The sequence below is a fragment of the Bradyrhizobium sp. C9 genome, from assembly GCF_002532045.1.
Taxonomy (GTDB): domain Bacteria; phylum Pseudomonadota; class Alphaproteobacteria; order Rhizobiales; family Xanthobacteraceae; genus Bradyrhizobium.
Genome location: NZ_NWTG01000003.1, coordinates 101,819 through 121,084, shown reverse-complemented (window position 1 = coordinate 121,084; position 19,266 = coordinate 101,819). Strand labels below are relative to the sequence as shown.

Sequence of the window (19,266 nt, the reverse complement as noted above, 5' to 3'; positions counted from 1 at the left end):
GACCACCAGGTCGCATCGGCCTATTGTCAGATGCCGCATCGCATCAAGGTCAACGGGGAAGGAGCCGGGATCGCGCATGCGTGGCGTTTGAATGAATGCACCCGCCGTGGAGCTCGGCGGCAGGAACACGACGTGCTTGTTGGCTTTCAAACACGCGCATGGTTGCTGTTCTTGCATTCGGTTGCGTTGCTGTTCCAGCTAACTGTTTGGCGCATGGCTACAATCGCATCGACTCTACCATGGCATATGAGTTGCTACTGCTCTTGCTGAGGCTCTCGGGGCTGGTCCTGAGATCATTGCCTGCAGGGAGACATGGGAAATGAACGCGGTCGTCGGGCGCGGAAAATGTGCCAAAGCTGCGGTAGGTGCCAGCAAGATGGTGCAGGCCGCCGAGCATAAGGGCTGCCGCACCTCGTCCAACTCCGGGCAGGCGAGTTGCGGCTCGCGGGCAGGGCAAGCCGATCTGCCGACCGAGATCTGGGAAAAAGTGAAGAGCCATCCCTGCTACAGCGAAGAGGCGCATCATCATTACGCGCGCATGCACGTCGCAGTAGCGCCAGCCTGCAACATCCAGTGCAACTACTGCAACCGCAAATACGACTGCGCCAACGAATCACGTCCGGGCGTGGTGAGCGAGAAGCTCACGCCGGAGCAGGCGGTAAAGAAAGCGCTTGCGGTCGCGGCCACTATTCCCCAGATGACCGTGCTTGGCATCGCCGGTCCCGGCGATCCGCTGGCCAATCCAGAAAAGACGTTCAAGACGTTCGAACTCGTCGCCAAAGCGGCTCCGGACATCAAGCTGTGTCTATCAACCAATGGGCTGAGCCTGCCAGATTATGTTGACGTCATCGCCAAGTCCAAGGTTGACCATGTCACGATCACCATCAACATGATCGACCCCGAAATCGGCGCCAAGATCTATCCTTGGATCTTCTTCAACCACAGGCGCTACACCGGCCTCGACGCGGCAAGGGTACTTGCCGATCGCCAGCTGCTAGGCTTGGAGATGCTTAGCGAACGGGGGATCCTGTGTAAGGTCAACTCTGTGATGATCCCGCATATCAACGACGGTCACTTGGTCGAAGTGAACAAGGCGGTGAAGTCGCGCGGCGCCTTCCTCCACAATATCATGCCGCTGATCTCCGCACCCGAGTACGGCACGGTGTTTGGCCTCAACGGTCAACGCGGGCCGACAGCGCAGGAATTGAAGGCGCTGCAAGATGCTTGCGAAGGGGAGATGAACATGATGCGTCACTGCCGTCAGTGCCGTGCCGATGCTGTGGGTCTACTCGGAGAAGATCGCAGCGCAGAGTTTACGACCGACCGAGTCATGAAGATGGACGTCAAATACGATCTCGAGATGCGCAAGGCTTACCAAGACCGGGTAGAGGATGAGCGTGCTGCCAAGGCCGCGGCCAGCAAAGAAGAGCTCGGGGAATTGGCCGGAGCGGCGAGCGAGATCTCGCTTCTGGTGGCAGTCGCAACCAAAGGCTCCGGCCTGATCAACGAGCACTTTGGACATGCGAGGGAATTCCAAGTCTACGAACTTTCCACATCCGGCACTAAATTCGTCGGCCACCGCCGCGTAGACGTCTACTGCCAAGGCGGTGATGGGGAGAAGGATAGGCTTTCGACTATCATTCGCGGCATCAATGACTGCCACGCGGTGTTCGTGGCCAAAATCGGCGGCAGCCCGAAAAGCAACCTGATCAAGGCCGGAATCGAGCCGGTTGATCAATACGCGCATGAGTTGTTTGAGAAGTCGGTGATCTCCTGGTTCCGATCTTATCTCGACCGGGTGAAAAGCGGTGAGATCCAGCACGTGAAGCGCGGCGACGCGTCGATTCGGCAGAAAGCCGTGATCTCTGCGGCGTAGGGGGGGATGTGCCATTCAAGATCATTGCTTCGCAGTGTACGAGCTGCTCAGCCTGCGAACCCTTGTGCCCGAACGTTGCAATCTCTGAGAAGGCGGGGAGCTTCGTCATTGAACCGGCAAAATGTACCGAATGCATTGGCTATTTCGACGAGCCGCAATGCGTCGCCGCCTGTCCAGTCGACAATACCTGCGTTGTTGACACATCCTTGGCGCGATACCAGGCGCCAGCCTAAAGGTGAGCCCAGTGAACGGATTGCCGCCGCTTGATGATGCGAACCGTGCCCAGGAATGAGCCCATGCGCCTGCTCCTGCGAAGCGAGCCCCATCGCAGCCTCGCCGTCTGGCCCGGATCTTCGCTTGATGTGCGAGGAATGGCGCCGATGCTGGCCGGCCAGCACAATGAAGTTGATCGCGCCGTTGCGCGCCGCATCGCTGCAGCTGTTCTACCGATTGATGAGTCATGCGGAGGTCGAGTGCCGCCACTCTCTGGCATGGGTTGTCCGCGATGAGTGGCCGTTAGCCATGGCGAACGACCCGAACGCCTCCGTGCGATTCGAGAATATGCAGGGACTGTTGCCGAGGGTGCGAACTGCACCGCAGCACGGTCCTGACCGGTATCTCCGCCTTGAAATGGCGTGCGGCATTGCCGCTGGTGAATCGCGGGATGTCTTCGAGAATGAGGACAAATCGATGCAGGACCTCGCTTGCGCTGGTATGGCGGCGGCCCTGCGTGTCCATGAGGAGCGCTGCATGAATAAAATCGTTCGCGATAGCGACGTCGTCGAGCTCAGCGGGCCGCCTTTCTTCAGCTTTAGCGAAAAGGTACGGGCCAATCGCACCATCCGTAATGATGGCACCTTTCGCGGCAAAGAGATTGGCGAGGTGTTGGTCAAGAAGGGAGAGGTGGGTTACGTCGTTTCGATCGGAACGTTCCTGCAGCAATTCTACATCTACGGCGTCGAGTTTCTCGAACGTGGCTACCGCGTTGGCATGAAGCGCAAGGAGCTTGAGTCGGTGGACGCGTGCGAGGAGATCGATGATTTGCCATTGCCGGAAGAGGCTGTGTCATGACTGAGGACCGCTTTCCGAAATATCGGCGGGGCCAACGCGTTAAAGCGGCGGTCGACCTCATCAACGATGGCTCTTTTCCCAATACGGAACCCGACGGGATCGTGCTCGGCGCCGGAGCAACCGGCGAGATCGTCAGAGTCGCTATCCATACCGAAGCCGACGTGCCGATCTATACTGTCGATTTTGGTGTGCAACGGCTCATTGGCTGTTTTGAAGAAGAAATCACGGTGCTCTGAAGGGGGGCTTTCGCGATGACTGCCGCGCTGATGAGGAAGGTAAAAACCGGGTTGGTTCCTCACCCAAACGAGCTCGATCGCATGCGGATCGAGCGCGGCTTGAGCTCGCGCAAGCGCTATCTGTATGTCTCGCCGAACGTGACGCCAGTGAGGGGTGGTTATCTGATCGAGAGTCCCTGTTGCTCGCGCAATATCGACCAGGATGGTGGTCTCATTGATGTCGCGCTGATTCTTTACGACACCGTCAGTGGGATCTGGAAGCTGTTTTGCAAGAACCACGCGCAAGGGATCTGGGAATTTTACAGCCTTTACCACCACTTGACTTCAGCAATCGATGAGTTGAACGCGGATCCGGAGCGCCTGTTCTGGCAATGACGACCACCTTAGGGAGTCCTAGAGGAGCCACGATGGCGCTTACTGCGGAGGAATTGATTGAAATCGAAGGGCTGCTTGCTGTCGACGGCGCGGACATGGGCCCCCTTGTCGAGCTGCGGCGCCGCTTTCCGCAGCTTGCATGCGTTCGCTGCGATGCGTCGGATGTGACGGATCAGCCGTCCCGGCGGTTCCCTCGTTTCGACCTGCATTTGCTCGACGGGTCGGATCACTGCGTGCAGATTACGGCCGATCCGAAGCGGGCGACCGGCATCGTGTTGGCAAGAAGGAATGTTGCGCGGTGAGCGGGATTGAACTGGCAGCGCATCGGCCTGATGGTGCGGACAGGATGGAGGCAAATACGTCCTTCATTCCATTGTCCGATCCCGATATCACCTTCGCCGAGCTCTCCGCCGTGGAAACGATTCTGTGCTCGCCGCAGATCTCCAATGGGTCGGTCACTGAGGCGTTCGAGCACGCTTTTGCAGCCTATCTTGGCCGCAAATATGCCGTTGCGGTCTCGAGCGGCACCATTGGGCTCGTGCTTGCGCTCAAGGCGGTCGGCATCGGGCCAGGGCAGGAAGTCATCGCTTCGCCCTATTCCCTCCGCGAGACCGTCCATGCGATCGGTCTTGCAGGCGCGCGGGCGGTATTTGCCGACATCGACTATTGGTCGGGAACATTGGTCCCAGATAAAGCCGAAGAGCGCATCACGGCCCACACGCGGGCGATTGTCGCCGGCAATCCCAACGGCCATCCCGCGCCGTGGTCGGAATTGCGGGCGATCGCGCAGCGCCACCATCTGGCGCTTCTAGAGGATTCCACCGAAGCAATCGGATCGCGCTACAAGGGCGAACTCGTCGGCCGGTTTGGCGACCTGGCGGTCTTCGACTTTGCCCAGCCCTTGGCCCTAAGTTGTGGCGAAGGCGCAATGGTGGTAACGGACGATATCGACATCGCGGTTGGCTTGCGTCGCTATCGCGCCCACCGCCTGGACGAACGCTCCTCCGTGATCGTCGGTGCCGCAGCACCATACCAAGCCGGCATGAGCGATGTCACGGCAGCCTTGGGTCTGGCGCAGCTTAAGCGTCTCGATGAAATCCTGGAGCGTCGTCGGCTGGTGGAGCAGCTCTACAACGCGCATATGCAATCATTTGAGGGCATCAAGCCGCCTTACGTTGGTCCCCATGTGACCGAGGTGAATTGGTTGCTCTATCTCGTCCATCTTGGAACACGCTTCACGCGATCCGGTCGCGATGCCATCGTCGATGATCTGCGAGTCGCCCAAATTGAAGCCGTCGCTTATAGCCATCCGCTGCACTTGCAACGCCACTACTTCGAACTCGGCTATCGACGTGGCGATTTCCTTGTTGCCGAAAAGATCGCCGATCGCGCCCTGGCGCTGCCGTTTCACACCCATCTCACGAACGACAGGATCGAGTTCATTGTCGAAGCCGTAAAGGATGCCTCGATCAACGTGGGCGCAGGGGCAGCGATCTACTGAGATGCGCGTCATCCACTACATCGACGGACCACGATCGAATGCGATGATCCCACTTGCGACGTCGCGCGAGATGAGCGGGGCGACCGAGGGGGGCCGTGGGCACGAAGAAGACCTGCTCGAAAGTAGCGAGGCGCGGTCTCCAAGCCGCGGCTGGAGGCCACGCAAGCTTCCGGAAACGGAGCACGTCGCAACAGAGATCCTCAGTTTCGGCTCGGGTCTTTAAAGTCGGCCAAATAGGGGTTGCCATGACTTCTCAACAGGTCATCATTCACGTCCGCTTCGCTCCAAACGGGAGAGTGATCCAAATCAGCGAGCGCCCGGCGAAGCTCACGCCGAACCAATGGTTTGATGTCCTCAATACCCGTGCCGGCTCGACCTATCGGCCGCTCGCTCGTGGCCGCGGCGTTTTTCGGCTGGCCCGGGCTGCAGTCGAAGCTTTCAAGCAGGAAACTGCGAGGCCTGGATAAGCAAAGGGATGATCGGCCCGATGTGTGATCAGATCGAGGTGTTTGCCGTCTGTCCGGTCGATGCCATCGAGCGGTGTGGCGCCAAGGCCTTTAGCTTGTCGCAGGTAGACGACAGCGGCGAGAGCCGGCCGTTTCCAATTGTTGTGGTTCGCACTTTTGACGATGACTATCTAGGCTACGTCAATCGTTGTCCGCATGACAGCTTATGGCTCAACATCGGCTCCGGCGAGTTCTTCTCCTCCGATCGCTCCTTTCTCAGATGCGCACGGCACGGTGCGAAATTTGAGATCGACACCGGGCTGTGCATCGATGGTCCCTGCACTGGACAAACACTTGAGCCGATCGCACTCGCCGTCATCGAAGGTGACGTCTGCCTGTGTGGCATCAAGCTACTTGAGGATGATCGGTTTTCCGAGCCGTTCGAGGACAGCGACGAAACCATGGATATAACGATCCATCCCGATTAGCAGGCGTCACTTGGCTGTTGCTCAACACGTCTCCGGCGCGTTGTCGCCGAATAATGCCATCGTACCAGCGAGTGCTGGGCGCGGACGCGCGTCAATGCTTTGGCGTTGAGAGGCGAACAGCCGAACCTCGTGCGACCGCGACCTTCGCGGCACCTAGGAGGTGCTTTGGCGCTAGCGCACCAAATCGAGCCAGCAGGCCATTGCCGCCGCTGGATACGATGTCTTTGAGAAGGAAATGCCCTCGGCGGTTACGCCGAGGGCACCGTCTGGGCTGGTTGAAATGGGGGGACCCAGACTGACAGGACCGTTTGGTCTGGAGGAATGACGATCCTGTGTCACAATTCTTGGACGACCGCCGAAGCGGGCGTAGCAATTGCAATGCCAAGCTTTCGTTCATGCGATGCCCTTAGCGAGTGCCGCACCATAGTCAGCCGGTGGCGGCCGCCAAGGTCGAATGCACGAACGGGCGCGTTGGCGTGGTCCGGCTATTGTGCGTGCGAACGGTGCGCAACGCGAAATGCTGAAGCGGGAGCGTACCAAACGCGATGTGCCATATGTCACGCATGGAACAAGGGAGGGTGACAATGTTGCAACCTCGGCATAATTGTCAGTCGCGCCGGATAATCGTCAATCGCGCCGGAGCATAGAATGAGATCGCTGAAGAAATGATCGCTACGCATCTGGTGCGGAACTTGCTTGGAAAAGTTGGATGGTTGCGTAAGTAATGCGGAGGGAGACACCGCGAGGTTGAAGCTGATCAAGGAGGATATTCTAGATGTCGAGTATCGCTGATCGTCAGCGATCATCATCGGCATGTCGCCCGCTTTCGCAAGCTGGAGTGGGAATTAGTAGGATCAATTGGTCGATGCGGCGTTCGACTGAGGAGCAGGTTGTTCGGGCGGATGCGCTCGGATCTTGTCTCTTTTCAGATGACGGAGGCCGTTGATTTCAGGATAGGCGCATGAACGCAGAAACCGAATTCGAGCTTCCTCAACTTTATAGGCATCACGTCTTTGCCTGCAACACGCAGCGACCGCCGAATCATCCGCACGGCAGTTGCGGCGCTTCTGGGGCGCAGGCCCTCTGGGATCGGATGGGCAAGGCGATCGAAGCGCAAGACCTCACTGATGTCGGTTTCACGGTGACGGGCTGCCTTGGCTTTTGTAACTCCGGTCCTTTGATGGTCGTCTATCCAGACGGAATCTGGTATCGCGCCACCACGCCTGAGGACGTTGATGAAATCGTAGACTCTCATCTCAAGCAGGGCAAACGTGTCGATCGCCTCGTGATGGTGCTGAGGCGAAGCTAAAGGCGTCGCTTGAGCGCCGCTCGCCCTTTGTATCGAACATCGCAGGCCTATCCGCCCAGTAGCTAGCATCTTGGAACGTTCGACAATGATCGGGTGCCCTAACGCTTCCAGTACGTGCCCAACACGGGACTGCTTACTTGTCGCTATGGCGTTGGTTTCAAGAACATGCGCTACAAGGTAAGCCTTGATCGGATTCTACTCATGATCGGGGCCGAAGAGCCCTGAGCTCATGTCCTTGCAAGTGCGGTCGTTCTCTCGCAGGGGGCGACCGCCTTGAATTCTTGGCGCCGATAGGCAGGCGGCCGCTTCTGCTAATGCCGGGAAGCACGAGCAGGAGCCTATCACTAGTGGCTCGATTTGATTGTTTTCCACCACTTACCGACACATCCGTGACGCACAGCGCGAGCAATGCTGGGAGTGGCTCCTGGTCACCGGCGAGACGACGCGTCTTTACGCATCATCTCGCTGGCGTTTGTACTGTATTATAACGGAGAGACGCGTCCGGCGACCCGGCGCGTCCGGGAAGTTCACTGAAGCGTGTTTCCAGCCTCAGAACTTGTAGGTGATGCCACCGCTGACGAGCCATGGGTCGATATTGGCGCGACCAGTGACGGCAATCGCATTGTTCACGGTCGCCGAATAATCCGGCCGCAACCACAACTTCTTCACGTCGAAGTTGAGGCCCCAATGGCGGTCAAGCATATAATCGAAGCCGAATTGGACCGCGGCGCCGAACTGGTTGGCGATGTGCAAATCCGTCACGGCAAGGCCGGCGAGCGACGTATTGGCAGCCGATTGGTTGAAGAATACGGTGTAGTTGATGCCCGCGCCGATGTAAGGCTTGAGCGGGCCGAAATCGGTGAAGTGATATTGCAGAGTCAGCGTTGGCGGCAACAGCCAAGCCTTGCCGATATCTAGTCCATTTAGCTTACCTGTGCCGTTGATGTGATGGCGGCTCACACCGAGAATGAGTTCGGCGGCAACGTTTCTTGTGAAGAAATAGGTGATATCGAGCTCCGGTACCGCTTGGTCGCTGATCGATAGCCCGGAGGCTGGCGAGGATAGCGGCGACGCCCCGGCGACATTGACGGAGCTGCCTGCGGTATCCGGTAAAACGCCGAGAACGCGCAGGCGGATCATCCACGGATTGAAGGGTTCGATTGGGGGGGCTTTGTAGTAGATAGGGGCCTGCGCCAGATCGGCGGCCTGAACCGACATGCTGGCCAACGAGCTCGCGAGCGCGAGCAGCGATGTCGTCGTCAGAATTGCTTTGATCCTCATCGAATTCTCCATTCCAAAGTTCGCGCGAAGAGTCGCGCGAGACCTCTGTCACACATGGGAGACGGCGATTGATTTGATGCTGATCAAAATGGCGGCGCACGTAGCGCAATTATGCAGCCACGTTGCATAAGGATCACGACCACGAAGCTCCGTGGTTCTGTCCGTATCGTTTATTCAGTTTAACATTCCGTCTGAGCCGAATCTATTCAATAACCGTGTCTCGGCTCAAAGCTCTGATCAAATCCCGGCTGCAGGAATCTTGTGCGCGATAGAACTGCGGTGGTTTCCCACACCGCAGGCGACGACATGTCTTATTCAAACCGAGCAATCTGAGCGCCGCTGGTTACGAAGAGCCACGCACGTCGGCCGTCTCGCCGAACATGCCGTCGGCCATCCTGACAAAGCGATAAGGCAGGATCGTTGTTCGCATTGGTTGGCGGCGCAGTCGTATGATCGATCGTATCCTCACATCTGCGGGCAGTGCGTGCCCTGTTGTTCGTGGGAGCATCCCTCAAGGTCACCTTGCGCGTCCCGGCCAAGCAACGACAGCACGGCTTCATGATCGAATCCGGCGCATCTTGCACCATCGACGTCGATCAGCGGACGTCTGATCAGGAGCGGATCTGCCAGCATTAACGTCAGTGCGCTCGCTGCGTCGATTGCGTCAGGATTAACTTCGCCTGACCTGATACGAGGCGCGGCTCGGTTGAACCAGGATGCAATCGGCGTCCTGCCGAAGAAGTGTCGCAATTCCTCCGCAGCCCACGGCTCCTTCAATATATCCTTGGCTATCACGTCATGGCCAGCGGCCTTCAGCGCCAGCATCTGACGTGCATTGGTGACGCAGCCGGGTTTTTGATAAAAGACGATTGTCGCCATGGTCTGCTTATGTGGGTTCGCTGAGCTGAACGATCGGCGACGGGTTCCGCTATGTCGGAGAGCGCATTTGACGCTCGTGCAAATGATCACACATAAGCGGCTTGAGCACCGTACCGTGCTTGCGCCCCTTCTTAACGTCTTCGTTGGACGATTAACTCATCAACGAGAATTGGCCTTTCATGTCTCGCAAACGAAGCGCGGGGCAGAACCGCAGCTAGTTTCGATCCGAGGCACCCTTGTAAGTCGCTTCTTGCTGCCTTCAGGCTCAGGCGCGTCGTTCTGATCAGTTGGATCAATTGGTCGGTGAGCCGCACAATTTACCTCGCATCATCGACCACGAACCCCATCGCCGGTCACATGCCTTAGAGATGCCAACCTCGACTGCATCTCGCTCTGCCAAAATTGCCGACCACTGGCTTGCAAGAAGAGGAGCAAGTCCCGTTCCATTTGAGAGCATTGGATCTGGTCATGCCAAGCTGCCGTTTTCCAGCCTGATTGGTTGGCCGGTGTTCGTTTTCTGACAGCCGAGCGGATCCTGTCCGGTGCAAAACACTCCGGGGTTATTCAACGGCTCGTTGGCTTTTTAGAATGCAATCAGAAGCTTAATGAGCGCGGACAGTGTTGGCATGACGGTTGCTATTAAGCGGCAGCAACACTGAGTGAGGGCTGAGTGCACGCCGACGCGTAAGGCGAGCGATGCGCTCCTTCCCTTGAACCCGTGTGCCCCGTTTCTGAGAGAGAAACAAGCTCGCGTGTAGGAAGCGCGCAACTTTTGGCAAATCGGTTGATGGAGAACAACATGTCTTCACTGAGACAAATCGCGTTCTACGGAAAGGGCGGCATCGGCAAGTCGACCACTTCCCAGAATACGTTGGCGGCACTGGCCGAGATGGGTCAGAAAATCCTGATCGTGGGATGCGATCCTAAGGCGGACTCGACCCGCCTGATCCTGCATGCCAAGGCGCAGGACACGATTTTGAGCCTTGCAGCGAGCGCCGGCAGCGTGGAGGACCTCGAACTCGAGGACGTGATGAAGGTCGGCTACAAGGACATCCGCTGCGTGGAGTCCGGCGGTCCTGAGCCGGGTGTCGGCTGCGCCGGCCGCGGCGTCATCACCTCGATCAATTTCCTGGAGGAAAACGGCGCCTATGAGGACATTGACTATGTGTCCTACGACGTGCTCGGCGACGTGGTTTGTGGTGGCTTTGCGATGCCGATCCGGGAAAACAAGGCGCAGGAGATCTATATCGTCATGTCCGGAGAAATGATGGCAATGTATGCCGCAAACAATATCTCCAAAGGCATCCTGAAATACGCCAACTCTGGCGGCGTGCGGCTGGGCGGCCTGATCTGCAACGAGCGGCAGACCGACAAAGAGCTGGAACTGGCGGAGGCGCTGGCCAAGAAGTTGGGCACTCAGCTGATCTACTTTGTGCCGCGCGACAATGTGGTGCAACATGCCGAGTTGCGCCGCATGACGGTGCTGGAGTATGCGCCCGAGTCGAAGCAGGCCGATCACTATCGCAATCTTGCGACCAAGGTTCACAACAATGGCGGCAAGGGCATCATTCCGACCCCGATCTCCATGGACGAGCTCGAGGACATGCTGATGGAGCATGGCATAATGAAGCCCGTCGACGAATCCATCGTCGGCAAGACCGCCGCCGAGCTCGCGGCCTCGTAAGGTCGCGGGTCGCGGCCTTGTGAAGGCGCGCGACGGATGCCGGTCTCCCTCACCCCCCATCCGGGGAGACCGGCATTCTGACGATCACCCGGCCAGCTAGAATGGGACGGGGCAAACGTGACGCTGTAAAAGATTCATGCCCAAAGCGAACTTCCATCCGTTTGCAGCTGTTTGCGCCGACGCGGGCAGCGAGGTGCAAAGAGGAATTGCGACCTATCGAGCGCTCACTGGTGTGCCTCCCGAAGAGGCCGACATTACGACCGACAGCAATTTCGATTGCCATGTCCTGGCGTCAATTCTGGCGGCCGCCTCGATGGATGGTGGCCCGCTTCCCGAGAAGGCCGGCCTGTCCGGCCACGAGCTGGCGGCCCTGCTGGACCACCATTTTCCATCGATCGGGGTCAAGGTGTCGGAGCAGCTCCTGGCTTTCAAGTGCGATGAGAACGACGAAATCGCAATGGTGCGCGATCTCTTGCTCAAGCAACGCTCAACGGAAGGACGTATCGGGGGTTGGCTGGCCGCGATGATCGCACGCCGCGCCATAGAGCCAAACCACTTGTGGGAAGATCTCGGATTACGCAATCGTGGCGAACTCTCTCGGCTGCTAAGTCGCCACTTCGCGCCGCTCGCCGCGCGCAATAACAACAATATGCGCTGGAAGCGCTTCTTCTACCGCTCGCTGTGCGAGGATGAAGGCCTCGTCATGTGTACAACGCCCGTTTGCACGCAATGTAGCGATTTCAATCTCTGCTTCGGCGAAGAAAGCGGCGAGAGCCGGATGGCAGAACGTCGGCGTGACGTTCTGTTGCAGACGGCTCGCCCGGTCATCGGCGTCGACTGGCCCATTTAAGCCGTTGCAAGGCTCGATCGCTCAAGTCAGCTAGAACCCGCGCGCGCTTTGGCGAGTTCAGCAGGAACTGGAGGGCGCGGCCTAACGCCGTTTCGATGCGCGCGCGACCATGGGTCTAAGGCGGGCGGGCCACAAATACTCCGCGACATTCGTGCCTGCCGGCGTGTCGCAATCGCGTTAACATTCGAGCTCGGTGTTGCGAGTGGCAGGATGAGCCGTCCGCTTCATAAGCCTGTCGCGTTTGCGACAATCAATTAGCGAAGGCAAGCTAGCCGCTGAAGTAAGCATATTGTTTTCAACGGGTTAAAAAGCGTGGCGGGCTGGCATGGGGGTTGCTGAAGCGCCTGTGGGTCAAAAGCAATGAGGAGCCCTTTCGTGATGGCCGCTACCAAGACCGCCAAGCCGGCTTGGCCCGAGCAGGCGAGCGCCAAGCCGACCGTGCTCAACGACACGACATTACGCGACGGCGAGCAGGCGCCTGGCGTTGCGTTCACCACAGAGGAAAAGCTGGCGATCGCGCAGGCGCTGGCGCGGGCCGGCGTGACGGAGATCGAGGCGGGAACGCCCGCGATGGGCAACGAGGAGATCACCGCCATCCACGCAATCGTCGAAGCAGAGCTTCCGCTGACCACCATAGGCTGGTGCCGGATGCGCGAAGCCGACATCGACGCGGCGATCGAAGCGAAGGTGTCCATGGTCAATGTGTCGATCCCGAGTTCCGATATCCAGATCGCGGCCAAGCTTGGCGGTCGTCGCGACCTGGCGCTGGAACAAGTGAAGCGAGTGGTAGGTTATGCACGTGAGCGGGGACTTGAGGTTGCCGTCGGCGGCGAGGACTCCTCCCGCGCCGACATCGACTTTCTCATCAGACTGATAGCCGCGGCAAAATCGGCGGGAGCGCGTCGCTTTCGTATTGCCGATACGCTCAGTGTGCTCGACCCGGACACAACCTCCGCTCTGGTCGGAAATTTGCGGGCGACCACCGATCTCGAACTTGAGTTTCATGGTCACGACGATCTCGGCCTCGCAACCGCCAACACGCTCTCCGCCATCAAGGCCGGCGCGAGCCACGCCTCGGTAACCGTTATCGGCCTCGGCGAACGGGCTGGAAATGCACCGCTCGAGGAAGTCGCGGTCGCGCTCAAGCAGCTCTACAGGCGCGAGACCGGCATCATACTTCCGGAACTCGAGAAGGTCGCCGCAGTGGTTGCAGCGGCAGCCGCACGTGCGATTCCTCTGAACAAAGCCATCGTCGGAGAGCATATTTTTACGCATGAATCGGGCATTCACGTGGATGGCCTTTTAAAAGATCAACGTACCTACCAGTCGCTTGATCCGGTTCTGCTTGGGCGCCGCAACAGTTTTGTGATCGGTAAGCATTCCGGGCTGTCGGCGATCACCGCGTTGCTCAATGAATTACAGCTCGTCGCCAGCGCCGACCAAGCCAGACAGATCCTGACGCAAGTCCGCAAGCATGCCATAAAGCACAAGGTGCCGGTCGAGCGCGAAACAGTAGCAGCGATCTGGCGCGATGTGTGCGGATACTTGTCGCCCCACCCGGCCTGAAGAGGCGTACCCAGCAAGATCTGGACAGGCTATTCGAAAACCAAGCGCCGCGAGGACGGTATCGGGCATCGTTAATCGACGGCCACGACGGCCTGCCTCAGCATGGTCGCGCGAGGTTGGCTGCAGCAGGATCACCAGGCGGTGCCGCGCTGTCGCCGATCGTCCACGTGCCAATTCAAAGGGAGTTTTCGATGAGTAACTCGCACCCATCAGCCGGTATCCTGGATCGGCTCAACAAAGCCTCGTCCGCGGAAGAGTTTTTTTCACTGCTAGGCGTCGAATACGACCCCGGAATCGTCAATGTCGCGCGCCTTCACATCCTAAAGCGCATGGGACAATATCTTGCCAAGGAGCAATTCGCTGGTGCCGCAGAACCGGATATCAGAGCTCGTTGCAAAGCGATGCTGGAACAGGCCTATGCCGACTTCGTGGCATCGTCGCCAATCGACCAGCGGGTGTTCAAGGTTTTGAAGGATGCTGTTGCAGACCATGACAAGCCGATGGCCTTTGTCCCATTGAGCGAGCTGAAGTGATCTCGCGCTTTCAAGGTTTGTCACCAAGTGTGGCGTGGTGATGATCCCTCGTGCAACCTTCGTCTTCTTCCGGATCGACTCTCCGCAGCCATGGCTCGCGCGGCGCTGTCGTATTCCCGACCCATGTTCGGAGTGGTCGTGTCCTGGGGATTAGCAGCCCTTCCAAGTGTCCCCTAAGTCATTGCGTTCGCCTAATCTTCCCCGAGTTTTGCAACTGGTACGACACTTGCTGTTGTCGGGTCGATCCGGTCATCGATGCAGACAAATGGTAGCCGTTCGAGATGAGATTTGAAGGAAGACCTTTCACGCTACGTCTACTGCCGGCCGAGTTGTGCGGCATCATCTCGTGGTTCACGCTCGCGCAGTGGCACCCCAAATGGCTTTTGACGCAATTGAAACTGCCATCGAGCCCGCGATGGGAGGCAATGGGTAACTCGCCCGTCAGCGCCACACCTCGGAAACGTATGCATATCATCGTCCAAATCAGGCGGGTGCCCACTTGCGCGCAGATCCACAGCTACCTCAGAGCCGATAGCAACATGCGCCAGGAAAAGAGCCAAACCTCCCCTGCGAGTCGGCGGCGCTGGCGGCCGAGCACTCATCGCATGAAAGTGCGGTGGCATCGACCGAGTCGTCATGGCCGATGCGGAGCGCTAGGCCGAAAGCAAGGTGCAGCTATTGCGCAGCAAGCGGACCGGCGTAATCAGCCATGGAGAGAGTCAATTAGAGTGACCGCAGTGGCCAGGCCGCCTTGCTGGCGCTTGTCGAATAGAGCGCGCAATGAACCTGTCTTGGGGCCATCTCGGAACTTGGCCAGCCAGATACGTTCACCCCGTGCGACGCCTCTCGTTGCGCGGTCGGGCCGCGCCGAGCAAGCGGAAACAACGAGCAGCAAGCCATCTGCTGATCAAAAGTGATCTCCAGCCAGCCGAAGTAGAAACCAATCCTGTGGCGCGGGCGCGCGCATTTTGAGGGGAATTTAAAGCATGAGCAATGTCACCAAAACGGCCGCGCCGGCGGCCGGCCGCGCGGCGGCCAAAAAGGAACTTCCGGAGCACTTCAAGGCCTACAAGCATGTCTGGGTTTTTGTCGAGCAGGAGCGTGGCCAGGTGCATCCGGTTTCCTGGGAGCTCATGGGAGCGGGGCGCAGGCTTGCCGACAGGCTGAAGGTGAATCTCGCCGCGGTCGTTATCGGTCCGGAGGGGCAGCCGACGCGCAACGCCGCGCTGGAGTCATTTTGCTATGGCGCCGATCTGGCCTATCTCGTGAGCGACAATGTATTGTCGGATTACCGCAACGAATCATACACTAAAGCGCTAACCGAACTCGTCAACACCTACAAGCCTGAGATCCTGTTGTTAGGCGCGACGACACTCGGTCGCGATCTTGCAGGTTCGGTGGCGACCACCTTGTCGACGGGACTCACAGCCGACTGTACTGCGCTCGACGTCGACGCCGACGGTTCGCTTGCGGCGACGCGTCCGACCTTTGGCGGCTCGCTGCTGTGCACGATTTATACCTTGAACTATCGTCCACAGATGGCAACCGTCCGCCCGCGCGTCATGCCGATGCCGGAGCGCGTCGTACGCGATGCCGCTCGTATCATCATCCATCCGCTTGGCCTTGTTGAAGACGATATCGTCACGAAGGTGCTGACGTTCATTCCCGACCGGGATTCCGAAACGTCAAATCTAGCCTATGCCGATGTTGTCGTCGCCGGCGGCCTAGGACTGGGATCGCTCGAGAATTTTCGGCTGGTGCGCGAGCTAGCAACTCTGCTTGGCGCCGAGTATGGCTGCTCGCGTCCTCTGGTGCAGAAGGGATGGGTGACGTCTGACCGGCAGATCGGCCAGACCGGCAAGACCATTCGGCCAAAGCTCTATATTGCGGCCGGCATTTCCGGCGCGATCCAGCACAGGGTCGGCGTGGAGGGGGCGGACCTGATCGTCGCCATCAATACCGACAAAAACGCGCCGATCTTCGACTTCGCCCATGTCGCGATCATCAGCGACGCCATGCAGTTGCTCCCGTCGCTGACGGCCGCATTTCGCGCCAGGCTTTTGCCGGATTCGCGCGCCCGGCTCGCGGTCTAGAGGAGATGCCGTGATGATCGAAGAGAGGTTTGATGCGATCGTGGTCGGAGCCGGTATGGCTGGAAACGCAGCGGCGTTGACCATGGCCAAGCGCGGCATGAAGGTGCTGCAGCTCGAGCGAGGCGAATATCCGGGATCGAAGAATGTGCAGGGCGCAATTCTCTATGCCGACATGATGGAAAAGCTGATCCCCGAGTTTCGCGGGGAGGCGCCGCTCGAGCGCCATCTGGTCGAACAGCGGTTCTGGATGATGGACGATCGCTCGCATGTTGGCATGCACTACCGCTCGGATGACTTCAACGAGGAGCGGCCGAACAGATACACGATCATACGCGCGCAGTTTGACAAATGGTTCTCCTCGAAGGTGCGGGAGGCCGGCGCGACCGTGCTGTGCGAGACGACAGTCACCGAGCTCGTACGGGACGACCGCGAGAGGATCGTCGGGGTTCGTACTGATCGCCGCGACGGCGAAATACACGCCGACGTCGTCGTGCTGGCCGAGGGTGTCAATGGCCTGCTCGGGACGCGCGCGGGCCTGCGGTCGCGGCCGAAACCCGATAATGTGGCACTCGCGGTGAAGGAAATGCACTTTTTGCCTCGCGAGACTATCGAGGCCCGTTTCAATCTCAAGGGCGACGAAGGCGTTGTGATCGAGGCGGCCGGTACCATTTCTCGCGGCATGACCGGAATGGGTTTCATCTATGCCAACAAGGAGTGCATTTCGCTCGGCATCGGCTGTCTCGTCGCTGATTTCCAGCGCACCGCCCAGACGCCCTACGGCATGCTCGATCATTTCAAGCAGCATCCGTCCGTGGCGCCGCTCATCGCAGGTTCCGAAGTCAAGGAATACGCGGCGCATCTCATTCCTGAAGGCGGCTACAAGGCAATCCCGCAGCTCTACGGCGAGGGCTGGGTGGTGGTCGGGGACGCGGCACAGCTCAACAATGCCATTCATCGCGAAGGTTCCAATCTTGCGATGACTTCAGGCCGCATCGCGGCCGAAGCGATCGCCCAGGTAAAATCGCGCCGCGAGCCGATGACCGCGACAAATCTGTCGCTCTACAAGAAGATGCTCGACGAGTCCTTTGTCATCAAAGATCTAAAGAAGTACAAGGATATGCCGATGCTGATGCACACCCATTCGCAAAACTTCTTCCTTACCTATCCGCAGCTTATTTCCAAGGCGCTGCAGAACTTTGTACGTGTCGATGGCACGCCGAAGGTTGAGAAGGAGAAGGCGACCTTGAAATCCTTCGTCAAGGCGCGGTCATGGACAGGTCTGTTCGGCGATGCGTGTCGTTTTACCCGGGCCTGGCGCTGACCGGCAACAGTGTGAAGTCCAGCAATGGAAGATCAAAGCATGAATGTCGAGCCTACAGTACGCGTCGAAGACAAGCTGTACTACAACCGCTATCTTGTCGACGTCGGTCGCCCTCACGTCACGGTGCGCGCGCACACGACGCCGTCGCCACAGCTACTTGCGCTTTTGAGCGCCTGTCCCGCGCGATGCTACGAACTCAACGACAACGGCCAAGTTGAGATAACCGTCGACGGCTGCATTGAGTGCGGCACCTGCCGTGTGATCGCCGAACCCACCGGTGACATCAAGTGGAGTTATCCGCGCGGCGGTTACGGCGTGCTGTTCAAGTTTGGGTGAAGTGCAACAAAGGGCCGCGATGTGATCGCCATGAGACGGGGGATTTCACCGCCTTTGCGGGCATTCTGGCTCATCTGCACTGCAGGTGGATTCGAACGAGGCGCGCAGCCGTGGGGGACGCCCGGCGAGGCACAGCTTGAGGATATTACACCCGCTCTGGACCGGCGAAGGATTGGTTGTGGCACCATTGAGTGGTGCCACAAACGGAGTCGATTCGACGGCGCAAAGGATATTTAGCCCATCGCCGTGGAAGGAGCCGGGCCGGCGGCCTCGATCGCAACCGCCACTGATTGCACAATCGCAGCAAAGCGCACGGCAGTCTGGATCACTCCGGAACTGACGCCCTCAGCCCGCAGCGTCTTCTCGTGAGCGTCGACACAGGCACCGCAGCCGTTTATGGCCGAGACTGCTAGCGACCACAGCTCGAAATCGGACTTATCCACGCCGGGATTGCCGATCACGTTCATGCGCAGCCGTGGCGGCATGGTCTTGTATTCCGGGTTGGATACGAGATGAACGAATCGGTAGTAGACGTTGTTCATCGCCATCACAGAGGCTGCAGATTTCGCTGCGGCGATCGCCGCAGGCGTCATCACGGCGGTGGCTGCCGCTTCAATCGCGGTAATCAGGGCTGCATTGCGAGTGGCAATGGCGCTCGCCAGCAGCAGGCCGTATTGTCGCTGCGGCGACAGCGTATCATCGGCCAGCAATGACGCAAGGTTAAGCCTGACGTCCTTGGCGAAATTGGGAATCGTCTCATTCAACTGCTCAATCGACGACATGCCGCCTCACGCAACCTTCAGTGTTTCGCCGCCGACTTCGCGGTTACAGGGACAAAGTTCGTCGGTTTGTAGCGCGTCCAGAACGCGGAGCGTGTCCTTGGGGCTACGCCCGACATTGAGATTGGTCGCATAGATGTGTTGGATTGTGTTCTCGGGATCGACGATAAAGGTGTAGCGATAGGCGACGCCCTCGGGCGAACGCACGCCAAGGCCATCGACTAAGGTCCCTTTTGTGTCGGCAAACTGCCAAATCGGTAAATTGTGCAGGTCTGCATGCGAGCGCCGCCAGGCAAGCTTGCAGAACTCATTGTCAGTCGAACCACCCATTACGACAGCATCGCGATCGGCGAATTCCTTGGATAGCCGGCCGAACTCGGCGATCTCGGTCGGACAGACGAACGTGAAATCTTTGGGATAGAAAAAGATGATCTTCCATTTTTCGGGGAAGCTCGTTTCGGTCAGCGTCTCGAACGCGCTGTGTCCTTCTTCTTCATGCGCCTGAAAGCCGGGCTTCACGCCAGTGATTTCGAACGGCGGCAACTGACTTCCAATTCCGAGCATGCTGACCTCACAAGTTTGCTTTGCGTTTGTGCCATCACTGGTGAAGCAAGCTATATGCCATCCGTTCTCAAGATCGGA

20 protein-coding genes are annotated in these 19,266 nt (G+C 58.6%); 16 read left to right on the top strand and 4 right to left on the bottom strand.

The annotated features are described in order from the left end of the window. Positions 1–319 precede the first annotated feature (319 nt). The 9 genes from nifB to CO675_RS08165 all read left to right on the top strand — a co-directional run bounded on the left by nifB (position 320) and on the right by CO675_RS08165 (position 7,302). Positions 320–1,876, top strand: a complete 1,557-nt coding sequence (gene nifB / locus CO675_RS08215) for a nitrogenase cofactor biosynthesis protein NifB (RefSeq protein WP_018269921.1) — start codon at positions 320–322, stop codon at positions 1,874–1,876. Between the two features lie 8 nt (positions 1,877–1,884). Then, a complete protein-coding gene (locus CO675_RS08210) occupies positions 1,885–2,109 on the top strand; it encodes a 4Fe-4S binding protein (protein WP_075968411.1) in 225 nt (74 codons plus the stop codon). Between the two features lie 517 nt (positions 2,110–2,626). Beyond that, positions 2,627–2,947, top strand: a complete 321-nt coding sequence (locus tag CO675_RS08205) for a nitrogen fixation protein NifZ (RefSeq protein WP_026192302.1) — start codon at positions 2,627–2,629, stop codon at positions 2,945–2,947. Next, positions 2,944–3,183: a nitrogen fixation protein NifZ gene (locus CO675_RS08200; RefSeq protein WP_016848172.1), complete on the top strand. Its 240-nt coding sequence runs from the start codon at positions 2,944–2,946 to the stop codon at positions 3,181–3,183. Before CO675_RS08205 ends, CO675_RS08200 begins: the two co-directional genes overlap by 4 nt. Positions 3,184–3,198: 15 nt before the next feature. Beyond that, positions 3,199–3,558, top strand: a complete 360-nt coding sequence (locus CO675_RS08195) for a DUF3024 domain-containing protein (protein ID WP_016848173.1) — start codon at positions 3,199–3,201, stop codon at positions 3,556–3,558. A gap of 32 nt (positions 3,559–3,590) precedes the next feature. Next, positions 3,591–3,860, top strand: a complete 270-nt coding sequence (locus CO675_RS08190; RefSeq protein ID WP_097671496.1) for a DUF6129 family protein — start codon at positions 3,591–3,593, stop codon at positions 3,858–3,860. Positions 3,861–3,904: 44 nt separating this feature from the next. Further along, positions 3,905–5,059 carry a DegT/DnrJ/EryC1/StrS family aminotransferase gene (locus CO675_RS08185; protein WP_018269923.1) on the top strand — a complete coding sequence of 385 codons (1,155 nt, stop codon included), beginning with the start codon at positions 3,905–3,907 and terminating at the stop codon, positions 5,057–5,059. Positions 5,060–5,534: 475 nt separating this feature from the next. Continuing rightward, on the top strand, positions 5,535–5,993 hold the full coding sequence (locus CO675_RS08170; protein ID WP_016848177.1) for a Rieske (2Fe-2S) protein: 459 nt from the start codon (positions 5,535–5,537) through the stop codon (positions 5,991–5,993). 961 nt (positions 5,994–6,954) lie between these two features. Further along, positions 6,955–7,302: a (2Fe-2S) ferredoxin domain-containing protein gene (locus CO675_RS08165; protein WP_035632565.1), complete on the top strand. Its 348-nt coding sequence runs from the start codon at positions 6,955–6,957 to the stop codon at positions 7,300–7,302. A gap of 549 nt (positions 7,303–7,851) precedes the next feature. On the opposite strand, the gene CO675_RS08160 is transcribed toward CO675_RS08165, so the two are convergent. After that, positions 7,852–8,595: an OmpW/AlkL family protein gene (locus CO675_RS08160; protein WP_198964542.1), complete on the bottom strand. Its 744-nt coding sequence runs from the start codon at positions 8,593–8,595 to the stop codon at positions 7,852–7,854. A 453-nt stretch (positions 8,596–9,048) separates the two neighbouring features. Beyond that, positions 9,049–9,552, bottom strand: coding sequence for an ArsC/Spx/MgsR family protein (locus CO675_RS08155; protein WP_349644017.1), 504 nt, complete (start codon positions 9,550–9,552; stop codon positions 9,049–9,051). A 709-nt stretch (positions 9,553–10,261) separates the two neighbouring features. Between CO675_RS08155 and nifH the strand changes: the two genes are divergently transcribed. From nifH to CO675_RS08120, 7 genes are all read left to right on the top strand, one after another. After that, on the top strand, positions 10,262–11,146 hold the full coding sequence (gene nifH, locus CO675_RS08150; RefSeq protein ID WP_026192307.1) for a nitrogenase iron protein: 885 nt from the start codon (positions 10,262–10,264) through the stop codon (positions 11,144–11,146). 136 nt (positions 11,147–11,282) lie between these two features. After that, positions 11,283–11,996, top strand: coding sequence for a nitrogen fixation protein NifQ (locus CO675_RS08145; protein ID WP_210291207.1), 714 nt, complete (start codon positions 11,283–11,285; stop codon positions 11,994–11,996). A 378-nt stretch (positions 11,997–12,374) separates the two neighbouring features. Beyond that, on the top strand, positions 12,375–13,562 hold the full coding sequence (nifV, locus tag CO675_RS08140; protein WP_016848184.1) for a homocitrate synthase: 1,188 nt from the start codon (positions 12,375–12,377) through the stop codon (positions 13,560–13,562). A 191-nt stretch (positions 13,563–13,753) separates the two neighbouring features. Further along, entirely contained in the window at positions 13,754–14,095 is a 342-nt protein-coding gene (nifW, locus tag CO675_RS08135; protein WP_016848185.1) for a nitrogenase stabilizing/protective protein NifW, read from the top strand. Positions 14,096–15,081: 986 nt separating this feature from the next. Continuing rightward, complete coding sequence (locus CO675_RS08130) at positions 15,082–16,188, top strand: electron transfer flavoprotein subunit alpha/FixB family protein (protein ID WP_016848186.1); 1,107 nt, start codon at positions 15,082–15,084, stop codon at positions 16,186–16,188. A gap of 13 nt (positions 16,189–16,201) precedes the next feature. Continuing rightward, positions 16,202–17,509, top strand: a complete 1,308-nt coding sequence (locus CO675_RS08125) for an FAD-dependent oxidoreductase (RefSeq protein ID WP_016848187.1) — start codon at positions 16,202–16,204, stop codon at positions 17,507–17,509. Positions 17,510–17,548: 39 nt separating this feature from the next. Then, complete coding sequence (locus CO675_RS08120; RefSeq protein ID WP_016848188.1) at positions 17,549–17,845, top strand: ferredoxin family protein; 297 nt, start codon at positions 17,549–17,551, stop codon at positions 17,843–17,845. Positions 17,846–18,078: 233 nt separating this feature from the next. Here CO675_RS08120 and ahpD read toward each other — a convergent pair whose 3' ends face one another. Together ahpD and CO675_RS08110 are read right to left on the bottom strand one after the other, a co-directional pair. After that, entirely contained in the window at positions 18,079–18,627 is a 549-nt protein-coding gene (gene ahpD, locus CO675_RS08115; protein ID WP_016848189.1) for an alkylhydroperoxidase, AhpD family, read from the bottom strand. A 6-nt stretch (positions 18,628–18,633) separates the two neighbouring features. After that, positions 18,634–19,188: a peroxiredoxin gene (locus CO675_RS08110; RefSeq protein ID WP_026192308.1), complete on the bottom strand. Its 555-nt coding sequence runs from the start codon at positions 19,186–19,188 to the stop codon at positions 18,634–18,636. Between the last annotated feature and the right edge of the window lie 78 nt (positions 19,189–19,266).